The sequence below is a fragment of the Aliidiomarina haloalkalitolerans genome (genome assembly GCF_003987315.1).
In the GTDB taxonomy this organism is placed as follows: Bacteria; Pseudomonadota; Gammaproteobacteria; order Enterobacterales; family Alteromonadaceae; genus Aliidiomarina; species Aliidiomarina haloalkalitolerans.
Genome location: NZ_PIPI01000001.1, coordinates 116402 through 132810, shown reverse-complemented (window position 1 = coordinate 132810; position 16409 = coordinate 116402). Strand labels below are relative to the sequence as shown.

13 protein-coding genes and 3 tRNA genes are annotated in these 16409 nt (G+C 49.5%); 4 read left to right on the top strand and 12 right to left on the bottom strand.

What is annotated here, in order from left to right:
- Positions 1 to 44 precede the first annotated feature (44 nt).
- A complete protein-coding gene (rpsP, locus tag CWE06_RS00690; RefSeq protein WP_126790390.1) occupies positions 45 to 293 on the bottom strand; it encodes a 30S ribosomal protein S16 in 249 nt (82 codons plus the stop codon).
- Positions 294 to 413: 120 nt separating this feature from the next.
- Entirely contained in the window at positions 414 to 1778 is a 1365-nt protein-coding gene (gene ffh / locus CWE06_RS00685; RefSeq protein ID WP_126790389.1) for a signal recognition particle protein, read from the bottom strand.
- A gap of 130 nt (positions 1779 to 1908) precedes the next feature.
- On the opposite strand from ffh, the gene CWE06_RS00680 reads away from it, so the two are divergent.
- The gene (locus tag CWE06_RS00680) at positions 1909 to 2700 is read left to right on the top strand and encodes a cytochrome C assembly family protein (RefSeq protein WP_157981101.1); all 792 of its coding nucleotides are present in this window, start codon (positions 1909 to 1911) and stop codon (positions 2698 to 2700) included.
- A gap of 84 nt (positions 2701 to 2784) precedes the next feature.
- A complete protein-coding gene (locus CWE06_RS00675) occupies positions 2785 to 4062 on the top strand; it encodes an HlyC/CorC family transporter (RefSeq protein ID WP_126790387.1) in 1278 nt (425 codons plus the stop codon).
- A 40-nt stretch (positions 4063 to 4102) separates the two neighbouring features.
- Here the strand turns inward: CWE06_RS00675 and CWE06_RS00670 are convergent, their stop codons facing one another.
- Entirely contained in the window at positions 4103 to 4780 is a 678-nt protein-coding gene (locus CWE06_RS00670) for a transglycosylase SLT domain-containing protein (protein ID WP_241972434.1), read from the bottom strand.
- A 36-nt stretch (positions 4781 to 4816) separates the two neighbouring features.
- Positions 4817 to 6415, bottom strand: coding sequence for a glutamate--cysteine ligase (gshA, locus tag CWE06_RS00665; protein ID WP_126790386.1), 1599 nt, complete (start codon positions 6413 to 6415; stop codon positions 4817 to 4819).
- An 84-nt stretch (positions 6416 to 6499) separates the two neighbouring features.
- Here gshA and CWE06_RS00660 point away from each other — a divergent pair, with 84 nt between their 5' ends.
- Both CWE06_RS00660 and CWE06_RS12425 read left to right on the top strand, forming a co-directional pair.
- Positions 6500 to 9160: a PAS domain-containing hybrid sensor histidine kinase/response regulator gene (locus tag CWE06_RS00660; protein ID WP_241972433.1), complete on the top strand. Its 2661-nt coding sequence runs from the start codon at positions 6500 to 6502 to the stop codon at positions 9158 to 9160.
- Positions 9157 to 9327 (top strand): hypothetical protein, encoded by a 171-nt coding sequence (locus CWE06_RS12425; protein WP_198679002.1) that lies wholly within the window; start codon positions 9157 to 9159, stop codon positions 9325 to 9327. The genes CWE06_RS00660 and CWE06_RS12425 overlap by 4 nt, the downstream gene beginning before the upstream one ends.
- On the opposite strand, the gene CWE06_RS00655 is transcribed toward CWE06_RS12425, so the two are convergent.
- The 8 genes from CWE06_RS00655 to alaS all read right to left on the bottom strand — a co-directional run bounded on the left by CWE06_RS00655 (position 9324) and on the right by alaS (position 16401).
- On the bottom strand, positions 9324 to 10454 hold the full coding sequence (locus CWE06_RS00655) for a sodium ion-translocating decarboxylase subunit beta (RefSeq protein WP_126790385.1): 1131 nt from the start codon (positions 10452 to 10454) through the stop codon (positions 9324 to 9326). The two genes, CWE06_RS12425 and CWE06_RS00655, sit on opposite strands and share 4 nt — an antisense overlap.
- A 4-nt stretch (positions 10455 to 10458) precedes the next feature.
- Entirely contained in the window at positions 10459 to 12270 is a 1812-nt protein-coding gene (gene oadA, locus CWE06_RS00650; protein WP_126790384.1) for a sodium-extruding oxaloacetate decarboxylase subunit alpha, read from the bottom strand.
- Between the two features lie 3 nt (positions 12271 to 12273).
- Positions 12274 to 12546 (bottom strand): OadG family protein, encoded by a 273-nt coding sequence (locus CWE06_RS00645; RefSeq protein ID WP_157981100.1) that lies wholly within the window; start codon positions 12544 to 12546, stop codon positions 12274 to 12276.
- Between the two features lie 369 nt (positions 12547 to 12915).
- Positions 12916 to 12992: transfer RNA gene (locus CWE06_RS00640), tRNA-Arg, on the bottom strand.
- 33 nt (positions 12993 to 13025) lie between these two features.
- Positions 13026 to 13102 (bottom strand) — tRNA-Arg (locus CWE06_RS00635).
- Positions 13103 to 13173: 71 nt separating this feature from the next.
- A tRNA-Ser gene (locus CWE06_RS00630) sits at positions 13174 to 13266 on the bottom strand.
- A gap of 126 nt (positions 13267 to 13392) precedes the next feature.
- Positions 13393 to 13584 (bottom strand): carbon storage regulator CsrA, encoded by a 192-nt coding sequence (gene csrA, locus CWE06_RS00625; protein ID WP_126790382.1) that lies wholly within the window; start codon positions 13582 to 13584, stop codon positions 13393 to 13395.
- A 210-nt stretch (positions 13585 to 13794) separates the two neighbouring features.
- Positions 13795 to 16401 (bottom strand): alanine--tRNA ligase, encoded by a 2607-nt coding sequence (alaS, locus tag CWE06_RS00620; protein WP_126790381.1) that lies wholly within the window; start codon positions 16399 to 16401, stop codon positions 13795 to 13797.
- Positions 16402 to 16409 lie beyond the last annotated feature (8 nt).

Genomic DNA, 16409 nt, shown 5'->3' with positions numbered 1-16409 from the left:
GTTTCGCTTCTTCCATTTTTAACTGTAGTTTTTAACCGGGTTGATTAAGCCGCTTTACGCGCGTCTTTGATCAACTTAGCTACGCGGTCAGACACTTGCGCGCCTTGGCCGACCCAGTGTTCAATCCGATCCAGATCGATACGAACTTTCTCTTCTTGACCACGAGCTACCGGGTTAAAGAAACCGACATTTTCGATGAAACGACCATCACGGGCGTTCCGGCTGTCGGTAACTACCATTTGGTAGAATGGACGCTTCTTAGCGCCACCCCGTTGTAAACGAATGGTTACCATTACCGTTATCCTATGTTTTTCAATGTTTTCAAAGGTTAAAGAACCCCTTCCGACGGCTAGCCGGAAGGGTCGCAATATTCTACGGAATTTCTCTGCAAATGCAAGTAATATCGAGGTTTGTTAACGTCCGGGGAACATTCCTGGTGGCATTTTACCGCCGAGCTGACGCATCATTTTCGCCATCCCGCCGCCTTTCATTTTCTTCATCATCTTTTGCATTTGACTAAATTGCTTCAGCAATTTATTCACGTCTTGCACCTGCACACCAGAGCCAGTGGCGATTCGACGTTTACGAGAGCCCTTAATAATATCTGGATGCTCGCGCTCTTGCGGGGTCATCGAATTAATAATCGCTTCCATCCGCACGGTCACTTTGTCGTCCATTTGGCCTTGTAATTTACCGGCCATTTGTCCCATGCCAGGCAATTTGTCCATCAAGCCCATCATACCGCCCATGTTGCGCATCTGTTGGAGCTGGTCACGGAAATCTTCCAAACTAAATTTGCCGCTCTTCATGACCTTTTTGGCCACTTGTTCGGCTTTTTCGCGGTCAACTTTCGACTCGACTTGTTCAATCAGGGACAGCACGTCACCCATGCCGAGAATACGTGACGCAATCCGATCCGGATGAAACGGTTCGAGCGCATCATTCTTTTCACCGACACCCAAGAATTTAATTGGCTTACCAGTTATGTATCGAATCGAAAGCGCGGCACCACCACGTGCATCACCATCGACCTTAGTCAGAATCACCCCAGTTAATGGCAGCGCTTCGTTAAAGGCTTTGGCGGTGTTGGCGGCGTCCTGACCTGTCATGGCATCCACAACAAACAGCGTTTCGATCGGCTGAATGGCTGCATGCAGGTCTTTAATTTCCGTCATCATGGCTTCGTCAACCGCAAGACGACCGGCGGTATCCACTAACACGACGTCAATAAATTTCTTCCGCGCGTGGTCAATCGCCGCAGTGGCAATCGCCACCGGCTTCTGGTCGACCGACGACGGGAAGAATTCAACGTCGACATCCGCTGCTAGGCGCTCTAACTGAGCTATCGCCGCTGGACGATAAACGTCAGCACTGACCACGAGCACTTTTTTCTTTTGCTTTTCTTTTAAGAAGCGCGCCAGCTTGCCCACACTGGTGGTTTTACCTGCGCCCTGTAAACCCGCCATCATGATGACTGCCGGTGGCTGAGTGGCTAAATTCAGTGGTACATTAGCCTCACCCATCGCCGCTTCAAGCTCAGTGCGGACAATTTTAACGAACACCTGACCTGGGTTTAGGTTCTTGTTCACCTCCACGCCAAGCGCACGCTCTTTTACTTTGCCGATAAATTCTTTGACCACAGGCAAAGCGACGTCAGCTTCAAGCAACGCCATGCGCACTTCGCGCAGCGTGTCTTTGATATTGTCTTCAGTAAGGCGACCACGCCCACTAATATTGCGCAAACTCTGGGATAAACGTTCGCTCAGGTTTTCAAACATACTCTCTTCCTGTCTGCCGAGTTTCGGGTATTATACGGAATGAGGTTGGGTTTGGCGATGGACAGGCTTATACTCTGCCAAATAACCATGTAAAATCACGACGAATCAATCAATAAGGATGACCTTCGCTATGTACACGCCATTGGTCGGCATCAGTATTCTCGCCTACGTTCTGAGTGCATTTATTCTCAGTGCCCGACTAGGCGACCCGAACCGTATGCGTCGTCGCGCTTTAATTCTCAGTCTTGTCGCCTTAGTCACCCACGTCGCGGCGCTCATTGGCGTGTTCACCGAAACCTCATTCGTGAAAGTAAATTTATTTATCTCGCTGACCATCATCACGTTTATTTTAAGTTTTCTCAACACGATTCGTGGTGATCATCCAGCAAGCTTATTGATTCGACCTGCAATTTATGGACTTGCGGCCCTCAGCTTAGTGACAGTGCTCTTAGTCCCTGCTGAAGTCGGGCGCCCCATTTATATGACCCCTATTTTTGCCTTACACATGAGTTTAGCCCTAATCGCGTCAGCTATTCTTACCCTAGCTACCTTTTATGGGGTTCAACTTTTATATGTCAACCGCTTGCTCAAACAAAGAAGCGCAAAAGCAGTCTCACACCGTATTCCACCGTTAATGTCGATCGAGCAATATTTCTTCCGCTTATTAACCACTGGTACGATTGTCTTACTGCTTGCCATGATTGTCGGCTTTATTTATCTGGAAGATTTATTCGCCCGCGGTCAACTGCATAAAACCATTTTCTCGATCATGGCGCTACTTGCTTTCGGCGGCATTGTCATTATTCACTACTGGCGTGGATTACGCGGCCGCATTGCGGTCTATCTCACTCTTTTAGCGAGTAGTTTGCTCATCCTCGGTTACTTCGGCAGCCGCTTTGTGCGCGATATCATTATTTCTTAATCGACAGAAACGTCTTTAAATCACTTGACTTGTGCGCATACGCCCCTAAATTAGGGACATTGACTTTACTAACAGGAACTTCCTTTGGACGACATATCTACCGGTACGTTATTTATTGTACTTGCGGTGTTAATTTTCATCTCGGCTTACTTCTCAGGCTCCGAAACCGGCATGATGTCGGTCAACCGCTACAAGCTACGTCACCTTGCACAATCTGGTAATAAGTCAGCCCGCCGTGTTACTCAGTTACTCGACCGCCCAGACCGACTGATCGGCCTGATCTTAATTGGCAACAACTTGGTGAATATCCTAGCCTCGGCCATTGCGACCATTATCGGTATGCGCCTTTACGGTGATTATGGAATTGCCATAGCCACTATTGTGCTGACGTTAATTATTCTGATCTTTGCCGAAGTGACACCTAAAACCATTGCTGCCTTACATCCGGAACGGGTCGCCTTCCCGACCTCATTCGTTTTGTCGCCCTTGTTAAAAGTCTTCTATCCCTTAGTCGCCGCGGTTAATTTTATCACCAACAACATGATGCGCCTGCTAGGTATCAACCCCAGTGCCGCGGGGAAAGACACCCTCAGCGCCGAAGAGCTGCGCACGATAGTGCATGAAGCTGGCTCACTCATTCCATCACGCCACCAAGAAATGCTCCTCAGCATCCTCGACCTTGAGAAGGTCACCGTTGACGACATTATGATTCCGCGCAATGAAATCACCGCGCTCGATATCAATGACGATCTTCAAAGCATCGTCCGGCAACTGAACAACATGCCGCACACCCTAATCTTGCTCTATCGCGGTGAAATTGACGACGCCATCGGCTTTTTACATGCACGCGATATGCTGCGGTTACTCACCCGTAGCCACGAGCCCGACAAAGCATCGATTGTCCGCGCCGCCCGCGATATCTATTTTATTCCTGAAGGTACACCGCTATCAGTACAGTTAGTGAAGTTCCAACACAACAAAGAGCGCATTGGCCTAGTGGTCGATGAGTATGGCGACATTCAGGGCATGGTCACACTAGAGGACTTGCTCGAAGAGATCGTCGGCGACTTTACCACTTCGATTACCGGACAGACGCAAGAGCATATTCATCGTCAAGCGGATGGTACCTACCTTGTTGAAGGCACCATGAACTTGCGTGACTTGAATAAAGAGTTAAAGGTGAACTTGCCAATCGATGGGCCAAAAACCCTCAATGGCCTGATTATCGAAGAGTTCGGTGATATTCCTCAATACCCTATGTGTATTCGTATTGCCGGTTATGTGATTGAAATATTAGAAGTCACCGACAACCGCGTCGAGCAAGTACGAATTCAACCGAAGCGGAAACGAAAAAGCCGCTAAACAGCGGCTTTGTTCTGCAACCTTTCAACCAAGACTTACACTAGCTAAATAAGCGGCGGAACCAGCCGCGATTCAGCTTAGCTTCACACTGGTTCAACTGCTGCGCATAGCGTGTCGCACGACTATCAACATTCCGTGACACTTGAACTAACCACTGTTTCTGCAAGTAGGTTTGTCGCTGATAACCACCCCAGCCTTCATGGTAGTTCAAGTATTGCGCATAGGCGTCGTACTTGGAAACACCATTAATCCGGTAGGTTTTATCCATATACCAACCAACAAAATCGATTGCATCGGCAAAGTTGTCGCGACGTGCACGGCGGTTGCCGGTCTCGCGAATGTAATCATCCCAGGTTCCAGTTTTTGCTTGTGCGTAACCGTAGGCGTCGCTGAGGCGTTTCCAGGGAATAAAGCCGAGAATATATCGGCGTGGCGGCGCAGCATTATGGCGGAATGAGCTTTCCTGATACATAATCGCCATCGGCACATGAATCGGTGCGCCCCACTCTTTGTTCATTGACTTCGCAGCTCGCCACCAATCCCGGCGTTCTTCGAAGATATTACAGATGTTCTCGGCATCACGAGGTGGCGAGGTGCTACAGCCGGTGACAAAAACTGTTGCTAAAACAATCAGTAAAGCAGCCTTTTGAATCTTTTTTGCACACCTAGGGAACTTATGCCCTGAATCCTGTTCCAAATTTCCGTGTAGAGTTTTCATTTTGTTTGTCCCCTGGAATAATACTTACGCGCCTTTTTACCGAGGCGCGTTTTTTTTGTCCAGGGCACGCTGGAAGTAGTTCTCTAAATATTCTGCAAAGGTGCCCTGATCTGCTGCTTCAATCTCTGCTTGTTCAGTCAGCGACTCTTCAGCCCATTGCTTGAAGTCAGCCGCTGTATAGTATTCAAAATCAGAATTCATCAGTTGTTCTTTGTAACTCACCGCGAGTCCTAGCCCCACCTGCCGATAAGCCTGCACTGCGGCGCGATACTCGTTCAGCAACTGCGCTGAAAGAGTTAGTTCTGGATCATCAATCGCTGGGGCAAAGCTGGCCAGTGCTTGCTGATAATCACCACTGGCGCCGTCATCAAGCCATTTGGCAATTTTTTCTAACTGAGCAAAAAGCGCTTGTAAACGCTCACTGACCGTCAGTTCACCTTGCTCATCAACGAGTCGTAGCCCTGGCTCACGACCGCGCAACACAACTGTATTGACGTTTTTCTCAGTTTGGTGCTGTTGCTCAAGGCTGAGTTGCGGGCTGTCCGACCACAAACAATACAACAAGAACAAATCAAGAAAATGCATTTGCTCAGCAGTAATTCCAACCGGACTAAACGGGTTCACGTCAATTGCACGAACCTCGATATACTGTACCCCACCGCGTTCCAGTGCTTGCGTTGGAGTTTCACCCGACTCGGCAACTCGTTTTGGCCGAATCGGTGAATAAAATTCGTTTTCGATTTGCAGAATATTCGCATTCAGTTGGCGCCAATGATCACCATCGCGCACCCCAATTTCCGCAAAAGCTTCCGAACGGGTGAACACCGCACGCCGCAAACCACTGACGTAGTCAGAAAGCGAGTTATAAGTAATTTTCAGTGCAGCTTGCTCTTTATTGGTGTAACCCAAGTCACTCATACGCAGCGACGTTGCATTGGGAACATGCACCATGCCGCTGCCAAGCTCATGAAAATCTAAATCGGCAAAGCTGTGGCGCAAGAACGACTTGCACAAAACCGGGGACGCACCAAAGAAATAAGGAATGACCCAAGCCCAACGTTTAAAGTTGCGCAGCAATGCAAAGTATTGCTCAGACCGATAGTCCTCGTTATCTTCGACGCCGTCTTCCGCAGCCATCTCTTGCCACATGGCTGTATTCACCGACCAATTAAAGTGCACCCCTGCAATCGTTTGCATAACAGCGCCGTAACGGTGCGTCAGACCTTGACGATAAGTAGTCTTCATGCGTCCAACGTGGGAATCACCATATTGAGCCAAACGAATGTCACTGACGTCATTCACATAACAGGGCATACTCAACGGCCAAAGTAACTCGTCGCCAAGTGCCTGATAAGTGGCACGGTGAACATCTCGTAATTGCGCGAGTGTGGTTTGAATTGACGTTGCCACTGGCGTGATAAATTCTAGCAAAGCTTCCGCATAATCAGTGGTAATAAGCGGGTGGGTCAGGGTCGAGCCAAGCGCTCGCGGATGCAAAGTCGTAGCGAGCTCCCCGGCGGGGGTAATACGCAAAGTTTCGCGTTCGAGGCCTCGATTCATTTGTTTCAAGGCAGCTTGTTGGGCGCTAGGACAGGCCTGCAAGCGCGCCAATCGGTCCGAGAATTGAATTGACAAAGCAACTTCCTGAAATTGTCTGATATGATGAACGCTAGTGTGCCACAATAATTCAGAAAATGCAGCGACAGGAATTCACTTTCTATGATGAATAACAACCCGTCCAATTGGTTTATTCGCTCGCCAATCCTTTGGCTTGTGAATGCCATTGGTTTTCTCTTGGTTATCTTAATGCCGGGCTGGGGCGACACGCTGGTAGCCGTATTCCTGTTACTCTTTAATCTCCTTGTTGGCGTTCGCTACTGGTTACAAAAACGTCAAATTGAGGTCGTTACAGCAACTGCTAGCCCAGAATTTTTCTCTTCGGCCAGCACCCGCCTGCTGCAGCAAATATTTAATGATCTACCCAACCGGGTGTATTGGCGTGATCATCAATTGCGTTTCGTTGGCGCGAACCCTGGGTTCTTACGCGACTTCGGTTTGCAATCAGTCCAAGAGCTGAGCGGCAAAACCGATGCTGACCTGCCCCGTTTAGCCGCCAACCCAAGCTTGCTTGAGCGTGATCGGCAAGCTTTCTTTGCGCAATTGCCCGCCTGTAATCAAGAACTCGAGATTCGCTTACAAGCTGACAATGCAAGTCAAGATAGCCGCTGGATCGAGCACTCCAGCGTGCCCTTGTATGACGAACAAGGCAATATCAGCGGCATTCTTGGCAGTTACTATGATATATCGACCATCAAGCGCGCGGCCGAAGAAATGTCACAAGCGCGCGAGCATGCTGAACAAGCGCGGGAAGCCGCGGAAATGGCGAATCAGTCAAAAAGTGAATTTTTGGCCAATATGTCTCATGAAATTCGAACGCCGATTAATGCTATTGTCGGCATGGCTAACCTCGCTTTAAAAACGGAGTTAAGTGACAAGCAAAAACGTTATTTGCGGGTGATCGACTCGTCGTCGCAGGCGTTACTCGGGGTTATCAACGATATTCTCGACTTTTCGAAAATCGAAGCTAATAAACTGGTTATCGAACGAATTCCTTTTGACCTCGATGAAGTCCTTGGCACGCTAGCGGACATGTTCGCGTATAAAGCCTATGACAAAGGCCTTGAGTTCATTATTAATCTACCTGCGAATATCCCCACGATGCTCGTTGGTGACCCGCTACGCTTGCAGCAAGTTCTGATTAATTTGGTGAGTAATGCCATTAAGTTTACCGAAGACGGTGAAATTAGTGTCGCCTGTACCCTACTCGATCGCAGCGACGACAAAATTTGGTTACGCATTGAAGTTCGTGACACCGGTATTGGTATGAGCGAGGAGCAACGCGCACAGCTCTTTAATGCATTTACGCAGGCGGACAGCTCGACTACTCGTAAATATGGCGGCACCGGTCTTGGTCTCGCGATTTCCCATCGGTTAATTAAACTGATGAATGGTGATATGGCGGTGACGAGCTCACCGAACCAGGGTTCGAATTTCTTTATCGAACTCACCTTACCATTGCAAGACAGTCAAGACAGTTCACACCATCACCTGCTCATGCAGCGATTAGCCGGTACGCGGGTACTGGCTATCGACGACAACACCAGCACTCGTGAAATGTTAAAGGAAACTCTGCGTTCCTATGGTATGGACGCCCACACGTGTCACAGCGGCGAGCAAGCCATCCAGCTAGTGAAACAAGCAATTCAAGAAGACAAACCCTTCCAATTACTGATCATCGACTGGCGTTTACCCGGTATGGACGGCCTCGAGCTCGTCGAGCGCTTAAAGAAAAAGCTGTCGTCAGAGCAACTACCGAAGCTCATTTTAGCAACTGGCTACTATGCTGAAGAACTTGCCGAGAAAGCCCGTGCTGCTGGTACCCATGACTTTATTACCAAGCCCTACACAACCGCAACGCTGGCACGTGCAATGCACACCGCACTCTCAGGCAATACCACTCATGCAGAGCATTCAGTAACGAACACCAAGCGCGTGAACGACAGCATTGCTGGGGCACCGATTCTCTTGGTCGAAGACAACGAAATTAACCAGCACGTGGCGCGAGAAATGCTCTCCGGCCATGGATTTAAAATTGATATTGCCGAAAACGGCGCCGTTGCGGTCGAAAAAGTTAAACAGAAACAATACGCCCTTGTGCTGATGGATATTCAAATGCCAGTCATGGACGGCTATCGCGCTGCTGAGACCATTCGTCAGTTCTTTAGCTACCAGCAATTGCCAATACTAGCCATGACCGCGAATGCCATGAGTGGCGACGCTGAAAAATCACTTGCTGCGGGTATGCAGGGTCATATTCCGAAGCCAATTGACGAAGCGTTATTGCTCAGCCAAATTGAAAAATGGGCGATTCCCGGTCCTTATGACAACAGTCAAGAAGCGCCAGAGCCTCAGCCTGAACCGACTATTGTGCAGAAGCCGAAATATCCACAAATTAAAGGCATCGACATTGAACAGGCGCTGCAACGTTTGAACAATAATGCGGACTTGTACGTCAAGTTACTCACCCACTTAGTCAGCAGCTATCGTGGCTCGGCCATGAAGGTGTCGGAATTTATTACCCGCGGGCAAAGTGAAGAGGCGCGGCGTTATTTCCACTCGTTAAAAGGCGCTGCCGCTAACCTTGGGTTAGTTGCACTTGCTGAAAAAGCCTCAAATTTAGAGCACGCTGTGGTTGAAAGGAATATCGCTGCGGTTGCCGATCAAATTAGTGGTTTAGAAGCGCTACTTGATCATGCCGAGCAAGCAGCGCAAGATGTCTCTAGTCTTACCAACGAGTCAATGACGGACGAAACACTATGATTCGATTACTCTTTATGATCCCACTCCTGCTGTGCTTGTTATGGACCATTTATTTACAAATGAACGGTTACAAGCTCCAGCAGGGTAAGCAAGGTTATCTCTATATCTTAATTATTAGTGCCGTTATCGCCGGCTTTTATAGCCTCATGCTCATTCTGACGAATTAGCCGGCGAGCGCGAGTAAAATACCCGCAGCAACAGCCGAACCGAGCACTCCAGCAACGTTCGGCCCCATCGCATGCATCAACAAGAAGTTATGTTGGTCCGCTTTCAAACCTTCCTTGTTAACAACCCGAGCGGCCATTGGCACGGCCGAAACACCTGCAGCACCAACGAGCGGATTAATCGCCTGTTTGCTCACTAAGTTCATCAACTTCGCCATTAACACGCCGGCAGCAGTACCAATGGTGAAGGCCACTGCGCCAAGCAACAGAATGCCAAGCGTTTGTGTGGTCAAGAACGCCGACGCAGTCAGCTGCGCACCCACGGCCAGACCCAAGAAAATCGTGACCAAGTTGATCAACTCGTTCTGTGCAGTTTTACTCAAACGGTCAACCACACCACTTTCGCGCATTAAGTTACCAAGACAGAACATCCCCACTAACGGTGCTGCGGTTGGCAGCAGCAAGAGCGTCATCACTAAGACCATCAATGGAAAAAGGATCTTCGCCTTCTTTGACACCGGCTTGAGCTGAGTCATGCGAATTTGTCGTTCTTTTTTGGTCGTCAATAAGCGCATAACCGGCGGCTGCAACACTGGTACGAGAGCCATATACGAGTATGCTGCCACAGCAATCGCACCAAGCAGTTCAGGCGCTAACTGCGACGCGAGGTAAATGGCTGTTGGACCATCCGCACCACCAATAATCGCAATGGCAGCAGCTTGTTGAATGGTAAATTCAATACCCGGCACCCAATTCAAGGCAACCGCGCCCAACAACGTCGCAAAAATACCAAACTGCGCCGCCGCACCAAGCAACAACATTCTTGGATTGGCGAGCAAGGCACTGAAATCCGTCATTGCCCCCACACCTAAAAAGATCAGGAGCGGGAACAGGCCGGTGGCAATGCCCATCTCATACAACAAGTACAGCACCCCACCTGGTTCATTCATGCCGGCCAGAGGTATGTTGGCAAGTACGGCACCAAAGCCAATCGGTAATAAAAGAAGTGGCTCAAATTTGTGGACGATGGCCAAGTAGACCAACAACAAACCGACCACAATCATGAGAATTGCGCCCCACGACAAGCTAGCTAAGCCGGTGGTCTGCCACAAGGTTACCAATGTCTCCATAAATTTATGCGTTCCCTTCAATGGTTAAGAGCACGTCACCAGAGATTACGCTGTCACCTTCTCGGGCATTTAACTCAACAATGGTACCGTCACGATCGGCACGGACTTCGGTTTCCATTTTCATCGCTTCGAGAATCACCACCACATCACCCGCCTTGACGGTGTCACCTGCTTTGACTTGGTACTTCCATAAGTTACCCGACAATGGCGCATGTAAAGCGTGCGCATTGCCACTGGCAGGCTTCGCAGCCGGTGCCTGTGCTGGCACTGCATCCGCAGCAGGTTGTGGCTTCTGCGTTGCGCTCGAGGCTTGCAAGCTGCCATCTGGCCCTACTTCCACCGAGAAGCACTCACCTGAGATACACACATCGTAGCGTTCGATGCTGTTATCTCCGGTTTCTGCTTTGCGCACCGGTGTTGCGTTTTCAATGCTTGGTGCAGGTTCAAAAGCGTCTGGGTTGTCGCGGTTTTTTAAGAACTTTAAGCCGATTTGCGGAAACAACGCATAGGTCAGTACGTCGTCTATCTTGTCGGTTGCCAAGCGGATTTTGTCTTTCTTCGCTTTTTCTTCGAGGTCTTTGGTGAGTTCGTCCATTTCATCGGCAATTAAGTCAGCCGGACGACAGGTAATGGCCTCTGCATCGCCCAGAACCGTCTTCTGCAGCTCTGCATTCACTGGCGCTGCGGTTGCTCCATACTCGCCTTTTAAAACGCCTGCTGTCTCTTTCGAGACCGATTTATAGCGTTCACCGGTTAAGACATTCAGAACAGCTTGTGTCCCGACAATTTGCGACGTGGGTGTGACTAAGGGAATGAAGCCAAGATCTTCACGTACCCGCGGAATTTCTTCCAAGACTTGGTCGAACTTGTCTAATGCTTTTTGCTCGCGTAACTGGTTTTCCATGTTGGTGAGCATGCCACCCGGTACCTGCGCCGTTAAAATTCGAGCATCGATGCCTTTGAGTGAGCCTTCATAGCGCGCATACTTTTTCCGTACATGACGGAAATAGGCAGCGATTTCTTCTAAACTTACTAAGTCCAAGCCAGTGTCACGTTCCGTTCCTTCTACCATCGCCACAATCGTTTCAGTTGCGCTATGGCCATAGGTCATACTCATCGACGAAATCGCCGTATCGAGCATGTCGATGCCGGCATCAATGGCTTTTTGATAGGTTGCAGTACTAAGCCCAGTCGTGGCGTGACATTGCATGGCAATCGGTACCGACACATTGGCTTTCAAGTCACGAATTAGTGCTTCGGCTTCGTAAGGACGCAATAAACCAGCCATATCTTTAATGCAGATAGAATGACAGCCTAAGTCTTCCAACTCTTTCGCCATGTCGACCCATTTTTCGCGGGTATGCACTGGGCTAACCGTATAAGCCAAGGTGCCTTGTGCGTGGCCATCGTTGGCAATTGTCGCTTCAATTGCTGTTTTTAAGTTACGGACGTCATTCATGGCATCGAAAATACGAAACACGTCAACGCCATTGGTGCGAGCCCGCTCAACAAAACGGCGCACGACATCATCCGCATAGTGACGATAGCCCAGTAAATTCTGACCACGCAGGAGCATTTGTTGACGGGTATTCGGCATTGCTTTTTTCAACTCCCGTAAACGCTCCCATGGGTCTTCACCCAGATAACGAATACAAGCGTCAAACGTTGCGCCACCCCATGTTTCTAGAGACCAAAACCCAGCTTGATCGAGTTTTTCTGCCATGGGCAGCATGTCATCCAAGCGCAAACGTGTTGCTAGTAACGACTGGTGCGCATCACGCAGCACCAGCTCGGTGAGCAATAAAGGTTTGGTCATAACTTACTCCTTGTGACTCGAATCGGGGGATTGCGCTTTTCGATAGCGCTGCACGGCAACCGCAATGGCGGCAAGTTTCTTAGCTTGCGAACCATCCTCTGCGGACGATTGGGAGGCTGTCGCTGGCGGAGCGGACGTCGTTGGCGTCGCTGCTGCATCGACCGGGCATAGCTGTGTAAGCAAGGCCACGGCTCCAGTCAGGACAATGAGAAATACAAATACCACGCCCATACCGGCAAGCATTAACTCCGCAGCTTGCACAAATAAATCTGACATAACCATCCTTGCCATTTGAAGTGTCTAACGAGAATTTGTTACCTAATTGTAAATAAACTCGGCAAGAAAGAAAAGCAAAGGTTTATTGACCGTGGTTATAGTCGCTATATGGAGGATTGGCTTGCCGAACGGATTGTCGAATGGATTTCCGAACGGCTTGCCCAACGGATTGATGTAAGAATTTTAAGCGCTGAAAGAGCAGAAAATAGCAAACCGACGTCAGGCGTCTGTTGTTAAAGTGCAGGGGCGAATAGTCATTCTTGGAGGTTATATCGGCGTGTCAGCGTTGAGCTGCTTTACATGTTGCGATGGTGATTAACTGCTGAATAGCAAAAGAAAGATGATGCATTGTTTGAAAGCAGAGAAAAATGGCGCGCTCGGGAGGATTCGAACCTCCGACCGCCTGGTTCGTAGCCAGGTACTCTATCCAGCTGAGCTACGAGCGCGCTGTATTCCGATTGGAATTCATTTTAGGAGAATGGCGCGCTCGGGAGGATTCGAACCTCCGACCGCCTGGTTCGTAGCCAGGTACTCTATCCAGCTGAGCTACGAGCGCGTCGATTAACCTAAAACTTTCTCTGTTTCTTGCGGACGTTTGCAACCGAGGTTGGACGTACTTTAAGAAACTGGCGGTGAGGGAGGGATTCGAACCCTCGATAGGGCTACAAACCCTATACTCCCTTAGCAGGGGAGCGCCTTCAGCCTCTCGGCCACCTCACCGCGTCTTGATGGGCACGAATGATAGCGATTTGAGCGAGCATGTCAAACGCTTTTTTAAAACTAATGGTTCAAATGCGTTTTATTTAATCACTCTGCCGTTTTTTACGGCAAAACCGATAGGTTGAACTATTCGTTTCCTGGCGATTTGTTATCTTTCTCGGCCTGAATCCGCATATAAATTTCTTCACGGTGAACAGACACGTCTTTCGGTGCATTCACACCAATTCGTACCTGGTTTCCTTTCACACCCAACACAGTCACAGTGACATCGTCACCGATCATGAGGGTTTCACCAACACGTCTCGTTAATATTAACATTTACCCGCTCCTTTGAATTCGTCCCTATTCCATAACAGTCACTTGTCCAAGTGAGATGTTAAGTTTATCAATAATAAAAATAAGGCGATAGCACTTTCGTTTAATTCTCACGCAAAATACGGACAACTCGTCTAGTTAGCTCACCGCAAAGACTAAAAATTCCTGCAAGAATTAGAAAAAAGCTGAACCAGAGGCTCAGCTTTTATGCAATTAACTTAATTTTTCATGCAGCCACGGCGTCACGCTCGCCAACGCTGCATCTAACTGACTTGCGTCAGTACCACCAGCCTGAGCCATGTCAGGACGACCACCGCCCTTACCGCCCACTTGGTTGGCGATAAAATTCACCAACTCACCGGCTTTTACCTGCTTGGTGAGGTCATTGGTTACGCCAACAATTAAGCTAACTTTATCGCCTTGGCGTAAACCAAGACAGACAATACCTGAACCTAACCGGTTTTTCAGGTCGTCGACCATTTCCCGTAAGGCTTTTGCTTCAGTATTGGTCACTTCGGCAATAATCGCTTTCACACCAGCAACCTCTTGCGCACTGTCAATCAATGACGCGCCAGCTTGCTGTGACATCTGCCGTTGCAGCTCAGCCAATTCTTTCTCCAACTGCTTTTGGCGGGCGAGCATTTGTTCAATGCGTTCGCTCACTGCGGCTGGATCGGCTTTAAATAAACCTGCAACCTTTTGTAACTGTTGTTGCTGTGCTTGCGTATAGGCCACTGCGCCAGCGCCGGTTACCGCTTCAATACGACGCACACCAGAAGCAATACCTGCCTCCGTGGTAACCCGGAAACTACCAATATCGCCGGTGCGATTAACATGCGTACCGCCGCACAGCTCGAGCGAATAATCACCCATTTGCACCACGCGCACTTCGTCGTCGTATTTCTCGCCAAACAACGCCATGGCACCACGAGCTTTCGCTTCTTCAATCGGCAACAAATCGGTCGTCAGTGGCAAGTTCAAACGAATCTGTTCGTTCACTTGTGCTTCAATTGCCCGCAGTTCGTCGTTGCTTACCGCTTGTGGATGGGCAAAATCGAAACGCAAACGTTGTTCATCAACCAACGAGCCTTTCTGAGCAACGTGGTCACCCAAAATATTCCGCAGCGCCGCGTGAATTAAATGCGTTGCTGAGTGGTTGCGGCGAATCGCCCAACGGCGCTCATCGTCAACAACCGCCGTCAAAGACTGCCCTACTGTCAGTTCAACATCGCTCACACCGTGATGCGCGATTGCCTTGCCAATATACTGCGTGTCATTGACGGTAAACACTGGCTCACCATCAATTTCAAAGACACCAACGTCACCGACCTGACCACCACTTTCCGCGTAGAAAGGCGTTTGGTCTAAGACCACAATACCGGCTTCACCCGCCGCTAAAGTTTGCACCGCTTCGCCATCGCGGAAAATTTCGGTAATCGTCGCTTGGCCTTCGTATTCACTGTAACCAGAGAACGAACTTGTCGTTTCGGCACTTAAACGCGCATTGTAGTCTTCACCAAACTGCGACGCTTGTTGCGCACGTGCACGCTGCTCGGCCATGGCGGCTTCAAAGCCGGCTTGGTCGAGGCCAAAGCCACGCTCACGCAAAATATCTGCAGTTAAGTCATATGGGAAGCCATAGGTGTCATACAGTTTAAACACGACGTCACCGGCGAGCACGCCGCCTTCGGGGAGGTCGGCAACTGCATCTTCAAGCAAGCTCATGCCACGCTGTAAGGTGCGCGCGAACTGTTGCTCTTCTTGCAAGAGTGCTTTCTCAATTCGCCCTTGTGCACTGACTAACTCTGGATAAGCGTCGCCCATCAAGCGCACCAGTTCAGCTACTAAGCTATGGAAGAATGGGCCTTCAGCGCCCAGTTTCGAGCCATGTCGGACAGCTCGGCGAATAATCCGCCGCAGCACATAACCGCGGCCTTCATTGGAAGGCAACACGCCATCAGCAATCAAGAACGAACACGAGCGAATATGGTCGGCAATGACACGTAATGATTGCGCTTGCAAATCTTCCGTACCGACCGCTGCTGCGGCCGCTTTAATTAGGGCAACAAACGTGTCGGTTTCGTAGTTTGAATGCACATGTTGTAATACCGCAGCAATCCGCTCTAACCCCATACCGGTGTCGACTGACGGCTTCGGCAGTGGATCGAGCGTCCCGTCTGCTTGACGGTTGTACTGCATGAATACGAGGTTCCAAATTTCAATGTAACGGTCACCGTCTTCTTCCGGAGTACCCGGAGGGCCGCCCCACACGTCTTCACCGTGGTCATAGAAAATCTCCGAGCACGGACCACATGGGCCCGTATCGCCCATTTGCCAAAAGTTATCTTTGGCACCAATGCGGCTAATCCGATCTTCCGGCACGCCGATTTCTTTTGCCCAAATCTCGTAAGCTTCGTCATCTTCTTCGAACACAGTCACCCAAAGCTTTTCCTTCGGTAACTGCAAGGTCTCGGTTAAGAACGTCCATGCATAACCAATGGCTTCACGTTTGAAATAATCACCGAAACTGAAATTTCCAAGCATTTCAAAGAAAGTATGATGGCGTGCTGTATAACCAACGTTCTCGAGATCGTTATGCTTACCACCTGCGCGCACGCAACGCTGTGAGCTTGTTGCTCGCGTATAGTCACGCTTATCAGTGCCTAAAAACACGTCTTTAAACGGCACCATGCCGGCGTTGGTGAATAACAACGTCGCATCGTTACCTGGAATTAGGGACGAACTTGGCACGATTTGGTGGCCGCGCTCTTTGAAGAACTCTAAAAACGCCGTTCGAATTTCGGCACTACTCATACTCATAAAACGTG

Excerpts from the sequence above, each read along its gene's own strand:
- rpsP (WP_126790390.1), bottom strand. The coding sequence starts at position 293 with ATGGTAACCATTCGTTTACAACGGGGTGGCGCTAAGAAGCGTCCATTC.
- ffh (WP_126790389.1), bottom strand. The coding sequence starts at position 1,778 with ATGTTTGAAAACCTGAGCGAACGTTTATCCCAGAGTTTGCGCAATATT.
- CWE06_RS00680 (WP_157981101.1), top strand. The coding sequence starts at position 1,909 with ATGTACACGCCATTGGTCGGCATCAGTATTCTCGCCTACGTTCTGAGT.
- CWE06_RS00670 (WP_241972434.1), bottom strand. The coding sequence starts at position 4,780 with ATGAAAACTCTACACGGAAATTTGGAACAGGATTCAGGGCATAAGTTC.
- CWE06_RS00660 (WP_241972433.1), top strand. The coding sequence starts at position 6,500 with ATGATGAATAACAACCCGTCCAATTGGTTTATTCGCTCGCCAATCCTT.
- CWE06_RS12425 (WP_198679002.1), top strand. The coding sequence starts at position 9,157 with ATGATTCGATTACTCTTTATGATCCCACTCCTGCTGTGCTTGTTATGG.
- CWE06_RS00655 (WP_126790385.1), bottom strand. The coding sequence starts at position 10,454 with ATGGAGACATTGGTAACCTTGTGGCAGACCACCGGCTTAGCTAGCTTG.
- oadA (WP_126790384.1), bottom strand. The coding sequence starts at position 12,270 with ATGACCAAACCTTTATTGCTCACCGAGCTGGTGCTGCGTGATGCGCAC.
- CWE06_RS00645 (WP_157981100.1), bottom strand. The coding sequence starts at position 12,546 with ATGTCAGATTTATTTGTGCAAGCTGCGGAGTTAATGCTTGCCGGTATG.
- csrA (WP_126790382.1), bottom strand. The coding sequence starts at position 13,584 with ATGTTAATATTAACGAGACGTGTTGGTGAAACCCTCATGATCGGTGAC.
- alaS (WP_126790381.1), bottom strand. The coding sequence starts at position 16,401 with ATGAGTATGAGTAGTGCCGAAATTCGAACGGCGTTTTTAGAGTTCTTC.